16 protein-coding genes and 1 pseudogene are annotated in these 16,905 nt (G+C 73.0%); 8 read left to right on the forward strand and 9 right to left on the reverse strand.

Annotated elements, in window-relative coordinates; all coding sequences use genetic code 11:
• Positions 1-129 precede the first annotated feature (129 nt).
• Entirely contained in the window at positions 130-345 is a 216-nt protein-coding gene (locus CLV35_RS18900; protein WP_121195072.1) for a ubiquitin-like protein Pup, read from the reverse strand.
• A 52-nt stretch (positions 346-397) separates the two neighbouring features.
• Complete coding sequence (dop, locus tag CLV35_RS18905; protein ID WP_121195073.1) at positions 398-1,927, reverse strand: depupylase/deamidase Dop; 1,530 nt, start codon at positions 1,925-1,927, stop codon at positions 398-400.
• Between the two features lie 107 nt (positions 1,928-2,034).
• Between dop and CLV35_RS18910 the strand changes: the two genes are divergently transcribed.
• A complete protein-coding gene (locus CLV35_RS18910) occupies positions 2,035-2,298 on the forward strand; it encodes a DUF2277 domain-containing protein (RefSeq protein ID WP_121195198.1) in 264 nt (87 codons plus the stop codon).
• A gap of 23 nt (positions 2,299-2,321) precedes the next feature.
• Here CLV35_RS18910 and CLV35_RS18915 read toward each other — a convergent pair whose 3' ends face one another.
• The 6 genes and pseudogenes from CLV35_RS18915 to CLV35_RS18940 all read right to left on the reverse strand — a co-directional run bounded on the left by CLV35_RS18915 (position 2,322) and on the right by CLV35_RS18940 (position 7,826).
• Positions 2,322-2,693 (reverse strand): VOC family protein, encoded by a 372-nt coding sequence (locus CLV35_RS18915; RefSeq protein WP_121195074.1) that lies wholly within the window; start codon positions 2,691-2,693, stop codon positions 2,322-2,324.
• A gap of 2 nt (positions 2,694-2,695) precedes the next feature.
• Positions 2,696-4,285 (reverse strand): annotated as a pseudogene (arc, locus tag CLV35_RS18920) (proteasome ATPase); the annotation flags it as partial.
• A 151-nt stretch (positions 4,286-4,436) separates the two neighbouring features.
• The gene (locus CLV35_RS18925; protein ID WP_121195199.1) at positions 4,437-5,402 is read right to left on the reverse strand and encodes a tRNA (adenine-N1)-methyltransferase; all 966 of its coding nucleotides are present in this window, start codon (positions 5,400-5,402) and stop codon (positions 4,437-4,439) included.
• Positions 5,403-5,464: 62 nt separating this feature from the next.
• Positions 5,465-6,649, reverse strand: coding sequence for a M50 family metallopeptidase (locus tag CLV35_RS18930; protein WP_183062081.1), 1,185 nt, complete (start codon positions 6,647-6,649; stop codon positions 5,465-5,467).
• 51 nt (positions 6,650-6,700) lie between these two features.
• Positions 6,701-6,898 carry a hypothetical protein gene (locus CLV35_RS18935; protein WP_121195077.1) on the reverse strand — a complete coding sequence of 66 codons (198 nt, stop codon included), beginning with the start codon at positions 6,896-6,898 and terminating at the stop codon, positions 6,701-6,703.
• A gap of 13 nt (positions 6,899-6,911) precedes the next feature.
• Positions 6,912-7,826, reverse strand: a complete 915-nt coding sequence (locus CLV35_RS18940) for an SPFH domain-containing protein (RefSeq protein ID WP_121195078.1) — start codon at positions 7,824-7,826, stop codon at positions 6,912-6,914.
• A gap of 157 nt (positions 7,827-7,983) precedes the next feature.
• Here CLV35_RS18940 and CLV35_RS18945 point away from each other — a divergent pair, with 157 nt between their 5' ends.
• From CLV35_RS18945 to CLV35_RS18975, 7 genes are all read left to right on the forward strand, one after another.
• A complete protein-coding gene (locus CLV35_RS18945; protein WP_147432015.1) occupies positions 7,984-9,201 on the forward strand; it encodes a sensor histidine kinase in 1,218 nt (405 codons plus the stop codon).
• 52 nt (positions 9,202-9,253) lie between these two features.
• Positions 9,254-9,940, forward strand: a complete 687-nt coding sequence (locus tag CLV35_RS18950) for a response regulator (protein ID WP_121195080.1) — start codon at positions 9,254-9,256, stop codon at positions 9,938-9,940.
• A 147-nt stretch (positions 9,941-10,087) separates the two neighbouring features.
• Positions 10,088-10,564 carry a MarR family winged helix-turn-helix transcriptional regulator gene (locus CLV35_RS18955; RefSeq protein ID WP_121195081.1) on the forward strand — a complete coding sequence of 159 codons (477 nt, stop codon included), beginning with the start codon at positions 10,088-10,090 and terminating at the stop codon, positions 10,562-10,564.
• Entirely contained in the window at positions 10,561-12,294 is a 1,734-nt protein-coding gene (locus CLV35_RS18960; RefSeq protein ID WP_231122059.1) for an MFS transporter, read from the forward strand. Before CLV35_RS18955 ends, CLV35_RS18960 begins: the two co-directional genes overlap by 4 nt.
• A gap of 196 nt (positions 12,295-12,490) precedes the next feature.
• Positions 12,491-13,255: an ABC transporter ATP-binding protein gene (locus CLV35_RS18965; RefSeq protein WP_121195082.1), complete on the forward strand. Its 765-nt coding sequence runs from the start codon at positions 12,491-12,493 to the stop codon at positions 13,253-13,255.
• A gap of 5 nt (positions 13,256-13,260) precedes the next feature.
• Positions 13,261-15,759 (forward strand): ABC transporter permease, encoded by a 2,499-nt coding sequence (locus tag CLV35_RS18970; RefSeq protein ID WP_121195083.1) that lies wholly within the window; start codon positions 13,261-13,263, stop codon positions 15,757-15,759.
• 19 nt (positions 15,760-15,778) lie between these two features.
• The gene (locus tag CLV35_RS18975) at positions 15,779-16,138 is read left to right on the forward strand and encodes a phage holin family protein (protein WP_121195084.1); all 360 of its coding nucleotides are present in this window, start codon (positions 15,779-15,781) and stop codon (positions 16,136-16,138) included.
• A gap of 13 nt (positions 16,139-16,151) precedes the next feature.
• Here CLV35_RS18975 and CLV35_RS18980 read toward each other — a convergent pair whose 3' ends face one another.
• Positions 16,152-16,814, reverse strand: a complete 663-nt coding sequence (locus CLV35_RS18980; protein WP_231122060.1) for an HAD family hydrolase — start codon at positions 16,812-16,814, stop codon at positions 16,152-16,154.
• Positions 16,815-16,905 lie beyond the last annotated feature (91 nt).

A 16,905-nucleotide genomic window follows, 5' to 3' on the forward strand; every position in this document is an offset into this window, starting at 1 on the left:
GGTCGGCAGCGCCGGCCGCCGGCCGGGCAGCAGGTCAGGGGCGTAGGAGCCCAGGAAGTCGGTGAACGAGGAGCTGCCGGGCGTGCGGAACGCCGCCGGCAGGCCGCCGGTCGCGAGCGGGTCGCTCACTCACTCCCCGCCCTTCTGGACGAAGCCGCGCACGAAGTCCTCGGCGTTGGTCTCCACGACCTCGTCGATCTCGTCGAGGATCGCGTCGATGTCGTCGTCGAGCTGCGCCTTGCGCTCGGCCACGTCGCCCGAGGCCTGCGCCTGCTCCTCGTCGACCTGCTCGTCGCTCGTGCGGGCGGACTCCTGCCGCTGCCCGCCGGTCTCCCTGCTGGCCACCGTCGCCTCCTGTGCGCTCGTCTGCCCCGACCCTATAGACCCCGACCGACGCTCACCCGCCGGTGAGGGCCTCCACCAGCTCCTCGGCCGTGTCGCACCGGTCGAGCAGGTCGCCGACGTGCGCCCGGGTGCCGCGCAGCGGCTCGAGCGTCGGCACCCGCTGCAGCGAGGTTCGGCCCGGCAGGTCGAAGACCACCGAGTCCCAGGACGCTGCCGCGACCGCGTCGGGGTACTTCTCGATGCAGCGCCCGCGGAAGTACGCGCGGGTGTCCTCGGGCGGCTCGTGCGAGGCCTCGAGCACCTGGGCGTCGTCGAGCAGGCGCTCGAAGCGTCCCTTGGCCACGAGCACGTTGTAGAGCCCGCGGTCCTGCCGGACGTCGGAGTACTGCAGGTCGACCGCCTCGAGCCGCGGCGCTCCCCACGAGAGCCCGTCGCGGGACCGGTAGCCCTCGAGGATCGCCAGCTTGGCGACCCAGTCGAGCTCGCGGGAGAGCGACATCGGCTCGGCCTCGAGCCGCGTCAGCACCGACTCCCACCGGTCGAGCACCTCGACGGTGTCGGGGTCGGCGTCGGAGCCGTAGCGGTCCTCGACGAACTTGCGGGCCTGCTCGAAGTACTCCATCTGCAGGTGCACGGCGGTGAGCCGGCGCCCGGACGCCAGGCGTACGAGGTGGGTGAGCGACGGGTCGTGCGAGACGGCGTGCAGCTCGGCCACCGGCTTGGCCACCGGCAGGTCGAGGTCCTGCAGCACGCCCTGCTCGATCATCTCGAGCACGAGCGCCGTGGTGCCGAGCTTGAGCAGGTTCGAGACCTCGGACATGTTGGCGTCGCCGATGATCACGTGGAGCCGGCGGTACTTGTCGGCAACGGCGTGCGGCTCGTCGCGCGTGTTGATGATCGGGCGCTTGAGCGTGGTCTCGAGCCCGACCTCGACCTCGAAGAAGTCGGCCCGCTGGCTGACCTGGAAGCCCTCGCGCCGCCCGTCCTGCCCGATGCCGACCCGTCCCGCGCCCGCGACGACCTGTCGGGTGACGAAGAACGGCGTGAGCTGGCGCACGATCGAGGCGAACGGGGTCGAGCGGGCCATCAGGTAGTTCTCGTGGGAGCCGTAGGAGGCGCCCTTGTTGTCGGTGTTGTTCTTGTAGAGCGTCACCGCAGCGCCGCCCGGGAGGCCCGCCGCGAGCCTGGCTGCGCGCTCGGCCACCCGCTCGCCCGCCTTGTCCCACAGCACCGCCGCGCGCGGCGTGGTCGTCTCCGGCGAGGAGTACTCCGGATGGGCGTGGTCGACGTAGAAGCGCGCGCCGTTCGGCAGGATGAGGTTGGCCAGCCCGGCGTCCTCGTCGGTGAGCTGGGAGGGGTCGGCGCTCTCGCGCGCGAGGTCGAAGCCCCGCGCGTCGCGCAGCGGGTTCTCCTCCTCGAAGTCCCAGCGCGCCCGGCGGGCCCGGCTGCCGCCGCCGGCGGCCAGCCAGGCGGCGTAGGCGTTGACCACCTGCGAGGACAGCAGGGTCGCGTTGGCCCCCGGAGCACCGGGCAGGCTCACGCCGAACTCGGTCTCGGTGCCCATCACCCTGCGCGCGGTCATGCACCGAGCCTAGGCGCGATCCGGCGCAGGCGCGGGACGACCCGTCGCCGGAGCGCACTCGGCCGCCGGTGCTGTCGCGCTCCCGTCCCCGGCGCTACGGTCGGCGCATGTGCCGAAGCATCAAGACTCTGCGCGCGCCGTACGTCGACGACCCGACCGACGACGACATCCAAGCCGCTGCGCTGCAGTACGTGCGCAAGATCAGCGGCTTCCGGGCGCCGGGACGCTCGAACGCCGAGGTGTTCGACCGGGCCGTGGCCGCCGTCGCGGACGCGACGAGGGACCTGCTCGGCGAGCTCGAGGTGCGGCCCTCGGCGCGGGCCCAGGTGCACGAGCACCGGCACGCCGACGGCACGGTCCACGCTCACTGACGGGACGGGCTCGGGACGGCGCCCTACTCGTCGACGACGCAGAACAGGTGCCCGTCGGGGTCGCGCAGGACGGTGTAGTCGGCGTCGTCGGGGTAGGGCCAGTCGCCCACCTCCGAGGCGCCCAGCGACACGGCCCTTGCCACCTCGGCCGCGCGGTCGTCGGCCACGAGGTCGAGGTGGATCGGCTGGTCGCGCTCGACGGGGGCGAGCGCCCCCGCCTGCAGCGCGAGCCGGCCGCCGCCGGGCAGCACCAGCGTCACCCAGCCGTGCGCGAGGAACTCCGAGAAGTCCTGGTCGGCGTCGCGCGGCGTGGCCCCGAGCAGGCCGTGCCAGAACTCGTAGGAGCGGCGCAGGTCCCCGGTGTTGAGCACCGTGGAGTAGAGCGAGAGCGCCATGGCTAGAGGTACTGCCCGGTGTTGGCGACCGTGTCGATCGAGCGGCCGGCCTCGCTGCCCTGCTTGCCCGTGACCAGCGTGCGGATGTAGACGATCCGCTCGCCCTTCTTGCCCGAGATCCGCGCCCAGTCGTCGGGGTTGGTCGTGTTGGGCAGGTCCTCGTTCTCCTTGAACTCGTCGACGATCGCGTTGAGCAGGTGGTTCATGCGCAGGCCCCGCACGCCGAACTCGAGCAGGTCCTTGATCGCCATCTTCTTGGCGCGGTCCACGACGTTCTGGATCATGGCGCCGGAGTTGAAGTCCTTGAAGTAGAGGACCTCCTTGTCGCCGTTGGCGTAGGTGACCTCGAGGTAGCGGTTCTCCTCGACCTCGGCGTACATCCGCTCGACCGTGCGCTGGATCATCCCGGCCACCGTGGCCTCGCGGCTGCCCCCGAACTCGGCGAGGTCCTCGGAGTGGAGGGGCAGGTCGGGGGTGATGTACTTCGAGAAGATGTCGCGCGCCGACTCGGCGTCGGGCCGCTCGATCTTGATCTTCACGTCGAGGCGGCCGGGCCGCAGGATCGCCGGGTCGATCATGTCCTCGCGGTTCGAGGCGCCGATGACGATGACGTTCTCGAGGCCCTCGACGCCGTCGATCTCGGAGAGCAGCTGCGGGACGATGGTGTTCTCGACGTCGGAGCTGACGCCGGAGCCGCGGGTGCGGAACAGCGAGTCCATCTCGTCGAAGAACACGATGACGGGCACGCCCTCGGAGGCCTTCTCGCGCGCCCGCTGGAAGACCAGCCGGATGTGGCGCTCGGTCTCGCCGACGTACTTGTTGAGCAGCTCCGGGCCCTTGATGTTGAGGAAGAAGCTCTTCCCCTGGGGCTGGCCGGTCACCTCGGCGACCTTCTTGGCCAGCGAGTTGGCGACCGCCTTGGCGATCATCGTCTTGCCGCAGCCGGGAGGGCCGTAGAGCAGGACGCCCTTGGGCGGGCGCAGCTTGTGCTCGCGGAACAGGTCGGCGTGGAGGTAGGGCAGCTCGACCGCGTCGCGGATCTGCTCGATCTGGCCGCGCAGGCCGCCGATGAGCGAGTAGTCGATGTCGGGGACCTCCTCGAGCACGAGCTCCTCGACCTCGGACTTCGGCACCCGCTCGTAGACGTAGCCGGTGCGCGACTCGAGCAGCAGCGAGTCGCCGGCCCGGATCGGCACGTCGCGCAGCGGCTCGGCCAGCCGGACCACGCGCTCCTCGTCGGTGCGCCCGATGACCAGCGCGCGCTCGCCGTCGGCGAGCACCTCCTTGAGCAGCACGATCTCGCCGACCGACTCGAACCCGAGGGCCGCGACGACGTTCATCGCCTCGTTGAGCAGGACCTCCTGGCCCCGGCGCAGCTCGGTGAGCTCGACGTCGGGGCTGACGGACACGCGCATCTTGCGCCCGCTGCTCATGATGTCGACGGTGCCCTCGTCGACGGTCTCGAGGAAGGTGCCGAAGCCGGCCGGCGGCTGGGCCAGCCGGTCGACCTCCTCCTTGAGCGCGACGATCTGGTTGCGTGCCTCGCGCAGGGTCGCGACGAGACGCTCGTTCTGCTGCTGGGCCGCGGACAGCCGCGCCCAGACGTCGTCAGAGCCAGCACCGCTCGAGAACGAGCCACGCGGCTCGAGGGGGTTGGACACGAGCGCTCACCTCCACAGCCGTTGGGTCCGCGCGTAGGGCCGGACCCGACGATCCCGACCCTACCCGCGGGGGGCGACACCGCTACTCCTGAACTCCTCCTCCGGGAGTGGCGGCCGGAGCGGCGGCCGGGCCGGCGGCCTCGCCGGCGGCCTCGCCGGCGGCCTCGGCGAGGGCCTGTGCGCCCTTGGACGGGCGGCGCCGGCGCACCGGCGGCACGACGCCGTCGGCCATCCGGCGGGTGGTCACCAGGAAGCCGGTGTGCCCGACCATCCGGTGCTCGGGGCGCACGGCGAGCCCCTCGAGGTGCCAGCCGCGCACCATCGACTCCCAGGCGCTGGGTTCGGTGTAGACGCCGGCCGCGCGCATCGCCTCGGTGGTCTTCGACAGCTGGGTGGTCGTCGCGACGTAGCAGCACAGCACCCCGCCGGGCGCGAGGACCTTCGACACGGTGTCGAGGCACTCCCAGGGCGCGAGCATGTCGAGCACGACGCGGTCGACGGGCTCGACAGGACCCGCGGCCAGCTCCGCCTCCACCTGCTCGACCAGATCTCCCACGACCAGGCTCCACGCCGGGTGCCCCTCGCCGAAGAACGCCTCGACGTTGCGCGCCGCGATCTCGGCGAACTCGGGCCGCCGCTCGTAGGAGATGAGCCGGCCGGTGTCGCCGACGGCCCGAAGCAGCGAGCACGAGAGCGCGCCTGACCCGGCGCCGGCCTCGAGCACGCGGGCGCCGGGGAAGATGTCGGCCATCCCGACGATCTGGCCGGCGTCCTTCGGGTAGACGACCGTGGCGCCGCGCGGCATCGAGAGCACGAAGTCGGAGAGCAGCGGGCGCAGCGCGAGGTACTCGGTGCCGCCGGTGGTCGTCACCACGGTGCCCTCGGGCGCCCCGATGAGCTCGTCGTGCGGGAAGTGCCCGCGGTGGGTGTGGTAGTCCTTGCCCTCGACCAGGGGGATCGTCGAGTGCCGTCCCTTGGGGTCGGTCAGCTGCACGAGGTCGCCGACGCGGAACACGCCCCGCCGGTGGGCGGCGCCCGTCGCCCGCACGGGCGTGGCGCGGCCAAGGGGTCCGCCGCTCTCGCCGGTCGCGCCTGTCTCGGTCCCGCTGCTCACACGACGTCCTTCCGGCTGGTACGCAGCCGGGCCCCCGGTGCGCGTCGAGGGTAGGCCACCGGCTGGGAAGCGGCTCCCAGCGCTGCGGCCACGTCGCGCGCGACGAGCACGCCGACCAGCTCGGCCGTGCCGTCGACGGCGCCCGCGGTGACGCCGTAGGCCTCCGCAGGCGACCCGGCGAGCGTGTCGAGGAGCTCGCGCCCGCCGAGCGTCGCGGTCACCGCCGGGCCGAGGGGCGCGGCGAGACCGCCGACCGCCGTCCACGGACGGCGCAGCTCGGGGACGGTGCGCAGCTGCCGGGCCGACGCGTACGCCACCGGCCGTCCGAGGCCGTCGACGACGGCCACTCCGGCGCCCCCGGCCCGTCGCAGCGCCTCGGACACCGGGGTGTCGCCGGGCAGCCGGAGCGGCTGGCTCAGCAGCGCGCCCGCCCTCAGGCCGGGCACCCGCAGGCGCAGCTCGCTGGTCCTGGCCGCGGCGGCCGAGCTGACCCAGAGCCACGCGCCCGAGGCGGCGGCGAGCACCACCAGCGCGAGGTCGAGCCGGGTCCAGCCGGCGAGCGCGGCGGCGAACGGCGCGCCCGCCACGACGAGTGCGAGGGTGCGGCCGGCGAGGGCCGCGGAGCGTACGCCGCGCAACCGTCCGCCCGGCCCGCCGGAGCGCAGCGCGACGAGCACCCGGCCACCGTCGAACGGCAGGCCCGGCAGCAGGTTGACGACGCCCACGAGCAGGTTGGCGACGGCGAGCTCGAGGGCCAGGGCGCGCGCCACCCCGCCGTCGGGCGCGGCTCCCGCGGCCAGCGTCCCGAGCGCGCCCAGGACGAGCGAGCACACGGGCCCGACCGCGGCGATGGCGGCCTCGTGCCGGCGCCCGGCCGGCTCCTGCGCCAGGAGCGAGCCGCCGCCCAGCGGGCCGATCTCGATGCGCGTCACGCCGAGGCCCAGGCGCCGGGCGAGCAGCGAGTGGCCGAGCTCGTGGACCAGCACGGAGGCGTAGAGGAGCACCGCGAAGGCGGCGGACACGGCGTAGGCGCCGGCACCGAGGCCTGGCACCTGGTCGTCGACGACCGGCTCGAACGCCCACGTCAGGAGCGCGGCGACGGCGGCCCAGCCGCGGCGTACGACGACGGGTACGCCGCAGACGCGTCCCAGCCGCAGCCCCCGGACCTCCGCGCCACCCACGCAGGGCATCGTAGGCGGGCGCTGCCGCGCCCGCCCGGCCGCGAGCGGGCGTCAGCCGGCCGGCGGCCGCCCGCGGCGGGGCAGCGGACCGGCCTTGCGCGGCATCCGACCGGCCGTCGTCAGCGCCTGGCGCAGCAGCATCTCGATGTGGGCGTTGACGCTGCGCAGCTCGTCACCGGCCCAGCGGCTCAGGGCGTCGTGCACCTCGGGGTCGATGCGCAGCAGCACCTGCTTGCGCTCGGGGCTCATCGGTGCAGCCGGGTCACGTGTAGAGGGACCCGGCGTTGACCACCGGCGAGGCCGGCTGGTCGCCGCACAGCACCACCATCAGGTTGCTCACCATGGCGGCCCGGCGCTCCTCGTCGAGGTCGACGATGCCGCCCTCGTTGAGCCGCTGCAGAGCCATCTCGACCATCCCGACAGCGCCCTCGACGATGCGCGAACGGGCCGCGACCACCGCGTTGGCCTGCTGGCGGCGCAGCATCGCCTGCGCGATCTCGGAGGCGTAGGCGAGGTGGCTGATGCGGACCTCGACGATCTCGACGCCCGCCAGCGCGACGCGCTGCGCCACCTCGGCGGCGAGCTCGCCCGCGACGATGTCGGTGGACCCGCGCAGCGAGGTGCCGTCCTCCGTGGCGTCGTCGTAGGGGTGCGTCGTGGCGACGTGGCGCAGCGCGGACTCCGCCTGCACCGAGACGAAGTTGCGGTAGTCGTCGACCGCGTAGACCGCCTTCGAGGTGTCGGCCACCTGCCAGACGACGATCGCGGCGATCTCGACCGGGTTGCCGTCGGCGTCGTTGACCTTGAGGTGCCGGGTCTCGAAGTTGCGCACCCGGACGCTGACCGACGAGCGCGTCGTGAGCGGGAGCACCCACGACAGCCCCGGCTTGCGCACCGTGCCGACGTAGCGGCCGAAGAACTGGATCACGCGCGTCTGCCCGGGCTGGACCACGACGATCGAGCAGAGCACGACGACGAACAGCACCGCCGGCACGAGGATCAGCGCCGGCAGCGTCGTGGAGCCGAGCACCACGGCCGCGGCGACGAGCGCGAGCAGCAGCAGCACCGCCAGCCAGGCGCCCAGGTCGCGGGCGGGGCGCTCCGAGATGTCGACGCGCGCGCCCTCGTGGCCGACGGGGACGCCCTTGGGCTCGACCGGGGTCTCCAGCACAGACATCGTCGCGCTCCTCCCAGACTGCGGAAAACTGATATCACTGTGATATCACTGGGCGAAGCGCGGCACAAGGGGTCTCGTCCCTGGGGATGAGGGGCACCGGGCACGATCAGCCCGGCGGGCGACGCGGGCTCGTTGCGCCGGCACGTACTGTGCGCTGGTGGCAGAGGTGTGGAGCGGTGTGCGCCGGTGGTGGCACGCCCGGCCGATGGCGTTCGACGCCGCCCTCGCCGCCTGCCTCGTCGCCCTCGGGCTGGCCACGATGTCCGCCGAGGTGCGCGCCAGCCTCGACACCGCCGACGAGGTGCCCGACCTGCACCCGGTGGGCGTCACGGCGGTCGCACTGCTCCTGAGCTACACCCTGCCGGTCGCGCTGCGCAGGCGTACGCCGGTGGTCGCCTTCTGCTGCGTCGTGACCGGCGTGTGCGTCGCCTACGGGACGCACTACCCGGCCGAGGTAGGCAGCGTGTCGGCGCTCGTCGTGCTCTACACGGTCGGCGTCCTGCTCGAGCGGGCGCAGGCGGTCACGCTGCTAGGGCTGGCGCTCGCCGCCTACGTCGTCGTCACCCTCGTCGACGGGGTGGCCGACACCTTCTGGACCTCGTTCCTGAGCGCCGGGATCTACGTCGCGGCATGGGCCCTGGGCCGCAGCATCCGCTACCGCCGTGCCTACACCGCCGAGCTCGAGTCGCGCGCCCAGCGGCTCGAGAGCGAGCGCGAGGCTGACCTGCGGGCGACGCTCGCGGAGGAGCGCTCCCGCATCGCCCGCGAGCTGCACGACGTCGTCGCGCACTCCCTGTCGGTCATGACGGTGCAGGCGGCGGCGGCGCAGCGCACGGTCGACCGCGACGTCGCCCGCAGCAAGGAGGCCATGGCCGCGGTCGAGTCGACCGGCCGGGCGGCCCTCGGCGAGATGCGCCGCATCGTCGGCGTCCTGCGCGAGGAGGGCCAGACCACGGCCGAGCTGGCCCCCTCCCCCGGCATGGCCGACCTGCCCGCACTCGTCGGCCAGGTGCGCGAGGCCGGGCTCGCGGTCGACGTCGACCTCTGCGACCCGCCGCTGCACGTGCCTGCCGGCGTCGACCTCACCGTCTACCGCATCGTCCAGGAGGCGCTGACCAACACCTTGAAGCACGCGGGCCCCGCCGCCGCTGTCGTGCGGGTGGCGTGCGAGCCGGGCGCCATCTGCGTCGCGGTCGAGGACTCCGGGCGCGGCGCGGCCGCAGTCGCCGCTCCCCCGGGCACGCGCTCGGGCCACGGCCTGGTCGGCATGCAGGAGCGCGTCGCGCTCTACGGCGGATCGTTGCGCGTCGGCCCGCGGGCGGGCGGCGGCTACGCGGTGCACGCCCGCATCCCGGTCGACGCGGTCGCGCCGTGACCGGGCCCGCTCGAGGCGCATACGTGTGCGCCGCGTACGCCAGACTCGAGCCATGACGCCTCCCCCGGGCCCGGCGGTCCGCACGATGCTCGTCGACGACCAGCCGCTGCTGCGTACCGGTTTCCGCATGATCCTCGAGGCCGAGGACGGCATCGAGGTCGTCGGCGAGGCCGCCGACGGCGTCGAGGCGGTGGAGCGGGCGCGCCAGCTGCGTCCGGACGTCGTGCTCATGGACATCCGCATGCCGCGCATGGACGGCGTCGAGGCGACCCGCCGCATCGTCGCCGACCCGGGCGTCGACGCGCGGGTGCTGGTGCTCACGACCTTCGACCTCGACGAGTACGTCGTGGAGGCCCTGCGCGCAGGCGCCAGCGCCTTCCTGCTCAAGGACGCCCCGGCCGACGACCTGGTGGCGGCGATCCGAGTGGTGGCGGCCGGCGACGCCGTGGTGGCGCCGCGGGTGACGCGTCGACTGCTCGACCGCTTCGCTGCGTCGCTGCCGACGGGTACGCCCGTGGTGCCCGACACGCTGTCGCGGCTGACCGAGCGGGAGCTCGAGGTGCTGCGGCTCGTCGCACGTGGCCTGTCGAACGGCGAGATCGCGGCCGAGCTCTTCGTCTCCGAGACGACGGTCAAGACGCACGTCGGCCACGTGTTGACCAAGCTCGACCTGCGAGACCGCGTGCAGGCGTGCGTGTTCGCCTATGAGAGCGGGCTTGTGCGGCCGGGCGGGGCCTGACGCGGGTGGCTCCGGCGCCCCGCGCGGCGCGTCGGTCGTAGCTGTGCGTCCTGTGTCGCCATGACGACATCTGACGCACACCTACGTCGTTCCGGCGGCTCGAGCATGCTCTCGCGATTTACATAAGACGCTTATACAGTTGAGTGCGTGACCGACGCAGCGGACCTGGAGCTCGCAAGGGTTCTCGAGCAGCTCGTCCGGGTCGTGCGACGGCTGGCCACGGAGGGCGAGCTCAGCCTGCCGGCTGCTGCGGCGCTGTCACGGCTGGTGCACGGCGGCCCGTCCCGGCTCACGGACCTCGCTGCGAGCGAGGGCGTGAGCCAGCCGGGCATGACCCAGCTGGTGACTACTCTCGAGCGCGCAGGCCTCGTCACCCGCGCCCCCTCGCCCGACGACGGCCGGGTAGTGCTCGTCTCGGCCACTGCCGACGGCGAGGCGCTCATCGGCCGGCGGCGCACGGAGCGCGCCGACGCGCTGCGCCGCCTGCTCGACCAGCTCTCCCCGGACGACCGCGGTGCCGTACGCCGGGCCACTCCCGCGCTCGACCGTCTCACTTCGCTCGGCCAGAGCGCCACCACTCCACGTACCACCACACCACGCACCACCACTGGAGATCCGCAGTGACCGCTTCCTCTGCGCACGCGACGACGGCCAGCCCGTTCACACAGCCCCGTGCCGTCTGGGCCGTCGCCTTCGCGTGCGTCATCTCGTTCATGGGCATCGGCCTGGTCGACCCGATCCTGCCGGCCCTCTCCGAGCAGCTGCACGCGACGCCGAGCCAGGTGTCGCTGCTGTTCACCAGCTACCTGGTGGTCACCGCGGTGGCGATGCTCGTGGTGGGCGCGGTGTCGAGCCGCATCGGCGCCAAGCGCACGCTGGTGGTCGGGCTCTCGATCATCGTGGTCTTCGCCGCCCTCGCCGGCACGGCCGGCAGCGTCAACGGCATCGTCGGCTTCCGGGCCGGCTGGGGCCTGGGCAACGCCCTCTTCATCGCCACCAGCCTCGCCGTGATCGTCGCCTCGGCGAGCGGCGGGTTCGCGGGCGCGATCATCCTCTACGAGACGGCCCTCGGCCTCGGCATCGCCGTCGGGCCGCTGCTCGGCGGCGAGCTGGGCAGCATCAGCTGGCGCGGGCCGTTCTACGGCGTCGCCGTCCTCATGGGTATCGCGCTCGTCGCGACCGTGCTGTTCGTGCCCTCGCTGCCCACGCCGGCGACGCCGACCCCGCTCACCGCGCCGCTCGCGGCGCTGCGCCACCGCGGCCTGCTGACCATGGGCCTGACGGCGCTGCTCTACAACTGGGGCTTCTTCACGATGCTCGGCTACGCGCCCTACCCCATGGAGCTCAGCGCGATCCGGCTCGGCTACGTGTTCTTCGCCTGGGGCGTCCTCGTGGCGGTCTTCAGCGTCTTCGTCGCACCTCGCCTGCAGGGCCGCTTCGGCACCGCCAAGGTGCTCTACGCGAACCTGCTGGCCCTGGGCGTGGTGCTGGCCGCGATCGGCGCGGGTGTCGACCGCAGCTGGGTCGTCATCGTGGCCGTCATCGTCAGCGGCGCGTTCATCGGCATCAACAACACCCTCACGACGCAGGCCGTCATGCTCGTGTCGCCCGTCGAGCGCCCGGTCGCGTCGTCGGCCTACGGATTCGTGCGGTTCATCGGCGGCGGCCTCGCGCCCTACGCCGCCGGCAAGCTCGCCGACCACTGGGACCTCAGCGTGCCGTTCTACGTCGGCGCCGCCGCGTTCGTCCTCGCCATCGCGGTGCTGGCCACCGGCCACCGGCTGCTCGAGGCGGCGGAGCAGGGCCAGTCCGAGGCCGACGAGGTGCTGCAGCCGACGTTGGAGCCGGTGGGCACCGCGGCCGAGCGCGGCACGCGTCCGGTCGTCGTGGCGGTCGGCTCCACCTCCGACGCAGAGGGCGTCGTGAGCGCCGCGGCCGAGATCGCCCGGACCAGCGGCAGCCCCCTCGAGGTGGTGCACGTCCGCGAGACCGCGGTGGTGGAGGAGCTCGCCATCACCCCCGAGGACGAGCGGGACGCCCGCGCCCGGCTGGTCGGCCACCTCGACCGGCTCGCGGCCGACGGCGTACGCGCCAGCGGCCTGCTCCTGCACAGCGTCGGCGACCACGCGGCCGCCGGCCGGGTGCTCGCCCAGCACGCGGACGAGGTCGACGCCCGCCTGGTGGCCGTCGGCTCGTCGCCGCGGGGTGCCGCCGCCCAGCTGGCCGAGGGCAGCCTCACCACGGCGCTGACCCGCAGCGTCCACCGCTCGGTCGTGCTGCTGCGCAGCGGAGAGCCGGCGCGCGAGCTGCGCGCCGACCCGGCCGGCGGCCTCGTCGGCCACCCGGCCGGCTAGCACGGCCCACCGCGGGACCGCACGTCCCCCAGGGGTCCTCCCTGGGGGACGTCGTGCGTCCCAGGGTCGTCCGGCTCGCTCCTCCACCCCAGGTAGGAGACCGGATCCCCGCCTGGAGGACGACGTCATGCCTCCCGGTGATCACTAGGTTCGTCGGCGACGACAACAGGACTGGCGACAACGGGGAGCAACAGCGATGACCACCTCCACCCTCGACCTGACGGGGACAGCCGCACGAGCCGTGCACCTGTCGAAGGTCTACGGCACCGGCGACACCCGGGTCGTGGCGCTCGACGACGTGTCGGTCGACTTCGCGACCGGGCAGTACACCGCGATCATGGGCCCCTCCGGCTCGGGCAAGTCGACCCTGATGCACTGCGTCGCCGGGCTCGACGACGCCACGGGCGGCAGCATCCTGATCGGCGACACCGACCTGACGAGCCTCAACGACAAGGCCCTCACCCGGCTGCGCCGCGACAAGATCGGCTTCATCTTCCAGTCGTTCAACCTGCTGCCGACGCTGACGGCGCTCGAGAACATCACGCTGCCCATGGACATCGCCGGGCGCAAGCCCGACAAGGAGTGGCTCGACACGGTCATCGACACCGTCGGCCTGCGCGACCGCCTCGGGCACAAGCCGACCCAGCTCTCCGGCGGCCAGCAGCAGCGCGTCGCGTGCGCCCGTGCGCTCGCGAGCCGGCCGCAGATCGTGTTCGCCGACGAGCCGACGGGCAACCTGGACTCGCGCGCCGGCGCCGAGGTGCTGGGCTTCCTGCGCCGCAGCGTGCGCGAGATGGGCCAGACCATCGTCATGGTCACCCACGACCCGGTGGCCGCCGCCTACGCCGACCGCGTGCTGTTCCTGGCCGACGGCCGGGTGGTCGACGAGATGGCGGCCCCGACCGCCGAGTCGGTGCTCGAGCGCATGAAGCAGTTCGACGGCCTCGGCCGGAGGTCCTGACCCCCATGCTGCGCGCCACGTTCCGGAGCCTGCTCGCCCGCAAGGTGCGGCTCGTCCTCTCGGCCCTCGCCATCGTCATCGGCGTCGGCTTCGTCTCGGGAGCCTTCGTGCTCACCGACTCGCTGTCGAAGACCTTCGACTCGCTGTTCACCGACGTCAACAAGAGCATCGCCGTCGCGGTGCGCGGGAAGTCCACGACGACCAGCGACACGCGTACGCCGGTGCCCGTCGCGCTCGCGGACACCGTCGCGCACGTCGACGGCGTCAAGGAGGCGCACGGCCAGGTCGTCGGCTCGGCGACCATCGTCGACAAGGACGGCGACGCCGTCGGCTCGGCCGGGCCGCCCACCTTCGGCTTCAACTGGGTCGGCGGCACGCTCGAGACCGGGCACTTCACGGCCGGCGGCCCGCCCACGACCGACGACCAGGTCGTGCTCAACGGGCTCGCCGCCGAGAAGGGCCACTACACCGTCGGCGACCGGGTGCCCGTGCTCACCGACGGGCCCGCCAAGACCTACACCGTCTCCGGCGTGCTCGGCTACGACCGCGGCCGCAAGTCCCTCGGCGGCGAGACCTCGGTGTGGTTCACGGAAGCGGAGTCGCACCAGGTGCTCAACCGCGCCGGCACCTACGACGAGATCGACCTCGTCGCGAAGCCCGGCGTCTCGCAGGACGAGCTGCTGCAGCGGGTCGACCGCGTGCTGCCCAGCGGCACCGAAGCTCTGACCGGCACCGCCCTCGCGGCCGAGCAGACCGACGACATCAAGAGCGGGCTGAAGATCTTCAACACCGTCCTGCTGGTCTTCGCCGCCATCGCGCTGTTCGTCGGCGCGTTCATCATCTTCAACACCTTCTCGATGCTGGTGGCGCAGCGGACGCGCGAGCTGGCGCTGCTGCGCGCGATCGGCGCCTCGCGGGGTCAGGTGATCCGCTCAGTGCTGGCCGAGGCGGTCGTCGTCGGCTTCATCGCCAGCGCGCTGGGGCTCGCGGCCGGCATCGGCATCTCCTACGGCCTCAAGGCCCTGCTCTCGGGCTTCGGGGTCGACCTGCCCGACGCTCCGACGGTCATCGCGCTGCGTACGGTGCTGGTGTCCTTCGCGGTGGGCATCCTGGTGACCGCGGTCGCCGCCCTGCTGCCGGCCCGGAGGGGATCGCGCATCGCGCCCGTCGCGGCGCTGCGCGACGCGGCCACGGCGGACCGTCCGCTCGGACGGCAGGCGGTCGCCGGCGCGGGCCTGCTCGCGGTGGGGATCGTCGGCATCGTGGCGGGCCTCAACGGCGCGCCGCTGATCTGGCTGGGACTCGGCACGCTCGTCGCGTTCCTCGGCATCTCCGCGCTCTCGCCGCTGCTCGCCCGTCCGATCGCCGGCACGGTGGGGCTGCTGTTCCGCCGCGGCATGCCGGGCCGGCTCGGCGGCCAGAACACCGTCCGCAACCCGCGCCGCACCGCGGTCACCGCCTCGGCGCTGATGATCGGGCTCGCCCTGATCAGCGGCGTGAGCGTCCTCGGTGCGTCGTTCAAGGCCAGCGTCTCGAAGATCGCCACCGACAGCGTGGGAGCCGACTTCCTGCTCGACACCGACAACGGCGGGTTCCCCGACACGGTCGTCGACGCGGCGCGCGGTGTGCCGGGCGTCAGCGCGGTCGCGCCGCTGAAGGGCGACAACGTACGCACCGGCGGCAAGGGCGTCTACGTCCTCGCCATCCCCAGTGACGCGGTCGGGCGCGGCATCCTGCTGGCGAAGGACGCGGGCAAGCCCGACGGCGTGCAGGGGAACCAGCTGCTGGTCTCGAAGAAGGTGGCCGACGACCGCGGGCTCTCGGTGGGCTCGAGCGTGCCGATCTCGTTCTCCGACGGGTCGACAGGGCAGTTCCAGGTCCGCGGCATCTACAAGGACAACGCGCTTGCGGGCGACTACATCCTCTCCGACGCGCAGGCGACGCACTTCGCCTCGCAGCGCAGCTTCGCCGCGCTGGTGCAGGTGAAGGACGGCGCGCAGCTCGCCTCGGTACGCAGTGGTCTGGACAAGGTCACCAAGGCCTACCCGACGATCTCGGTCGAGGACCGCTCGGAGTTCGTGAAGAAGGCGCAGGACCAGGTGGGTCAGCTGGTCAACCTGCTCAGCATCCTGCTCGCCCTCTCGGTGCTCATCGCCATCCTGGGCGTGGTCAACACCCTGGCGCTCTCGGTCATCGAGCGGACGCGTGAGCTCGGTCTGCTGAGGGCGGTGGGCATGAGCCGGCGGCAGGTCAAGCGGATGATCCGCGTGGAGTCGGTGGTGATCTGCGTGTTCGGCGGGATCCTCGGCCTGGTCGTGGGCACGGCGATCGGCGTCGCGCTCCAGCGGGCGCTGGCCGGGCAGGGCATCACCGAGCTCGGCATCCCGACGGGCAGCCTCGTGGTCTACCTCGTGGTCGCGGCCCTGGCAGGGGTGCTCGCCGCGGTGCTGCCGGCGCGACGGGCGGCACGGCTCGACGTGCTGCAGGCGATCGCGACCGACTGAGGCCCCCTAGGCTGCCGGCATGGTGCTCCGACTCGCGCTCCGCTGGCTCGTGCTGGTCCTCGCCATCTGGTTGGCCGCCTGGATCGTGCCGGGCATCCAGGTGAGCGGGGGCTGGGCGACCTACCTGTGGGTGGCGCTGCTCTTCGGCCTCGTCAACGCGGTGATCGGGCCGGTGCTGCGGGTGCTGGCGTTCCCGCTGACGCTGCTCACGCTGGGGCTGTTCGCCCTCGTGGTCAACGCGGCACTGGTCGGCATCACCGCGAAGCTGACCGTGCACCTCGACGTCGACGGCTTCTGGGCCGCGGTGCTGGGGGCGCTGGTCATCTCGATCGTCTCGACGGTCCTCAACCGCGTCGTGCGCGACGTCGGCGAGGACTGAGGCCCCCGCTGCGTCAGGCGCTCGCCTGGCGCAGCGGCGCGTCGACCAGACCACGCAGGAAGTCGAGATCGACCTGCTCGAGCGAGCCGACGAGCGTACGCGTCGGTGCCGGCTCGACGCTCCCGAGGCTCGGCACCGCGAGCACGGCACAGCCGGCGGCCTCGCCGGCGCGCACGCCGGTCGGCGAGTCCTCGATGACCACGCAGCCGCGCGGGTCGACGCCGAGCCGGCGGGCGGCCTCGAGGTAGGCGTCGGGAGCGGGCTTCATGTTCGGCACCTCGTCACCGGCGACGGTGGTGTCGAACCGGTCGTGGCCCACGGCGTCGAGCACGGCGTCGGCGAGCGAGCGGTAGGACGCGGTCACCAGCGCGCACGGCACGCCTGCGGCGCGTACGGACTCGAGCAGCTCGCGCGCACCCGGCATCCAGTGGACCGGAGAGGTACGCAGTCGCCGCTCCATGTCGGTCAGCATCCACTGCGCGACCTCGTCGACGCCCATGTCGTCGCGACCGGCCCGGGCGAGCAGCATGGCCGCCGTCGTCGTGAGCTGCCCGCCCAGCGCCGCCTCCTGGTCAGCCTCGGTCCAGACACCTCCGAGCTCGGAGCAGATGGCGAGCTCGCTCTCGAACCAGAGCTCCTCGCTGGAGACGAGCGTGCCGTCCATGTCGAAGAACACGGCTTGCAGGGCAGAGGACACGGTCGGCCTTTCGCAGGGGCGTGGTGTCCGAAGCGCGGTGTCCGAAGCCGCGTGCGCGGAGCGGCAGCTC

The sequence above is a fragment of the Motilibacter peucedani genome (assembly GCF_003634695.1).
Lineage (GTDB): Bacteria > Actinomycetota > Actinomycetes > Motilibacterales > Motilibacteraceae > Motilibacter > Motilibacter peucedani.

Coding starts and splice junctions, on each gene's coding strand:
- dop (WP_121195073.1), bottom strand. CDS start 1,927: ATGACCGCGCGCAGGGTGATGGGCACCGAGACCGAGTTCGGCGTGAGC.
- CLV35_RS18910 (WP_121195198.1), top strand. CDS start 2,035: ATGTGCCGAAGCATCAAGACTCTGCGCGCGCCGTACGTCGACGACCCG.
- CLV35_RS18915 (WP_121195074.1), bottom strand. CDS start 2,693: ATGGCGCTCTCGCTCTACTCCACGGTGCTCAACACCGGGGACCTGCGC.
- CLV35_RS18935 (WP_121195077.1), bottom strand. CDS start 6,898: ATGAGCCCCGAGCGCAAGCAGGTGCTGCTGCGCATCGACCCCGAGGTG.
- CLV35_RS18940 (WP_121195078.1), bottom strand. CDS start 7,826: ATGTCTGTGCTGGAGACCCCGGTCGAGCCCAAGGGCGTCCCCGTCGGC.
- CLV35_RS18950 (WP_121195080.1), top strand. CDS start 9,254: ATGACGCCTCCCCCGGGCCCGGCGGTCCGCACGATGCTCGTCGACGAC.
- CLV35_RS18965 (WP_121195082.1), top strand. CDS start 12,491: ATGACCACCTCCACCCTCGACCTGACGGGGACAGCCGCACGAGCCGTG.
- CLV35_RS18970 (WP_121195083.1), top strand. CDS start 13,261: ATGCTGCGCGCCACGTTCCGGAGCCTGCTCGCCCGCAAGGTGCGGCTC.
- CLV35_RS18975 (WP_121195084.1), top strand. CDS start 15,779: ATGGTGCTCCGACTCGCGCTCCGCTGGCTCGTGCTGGTCCTCGCCATC.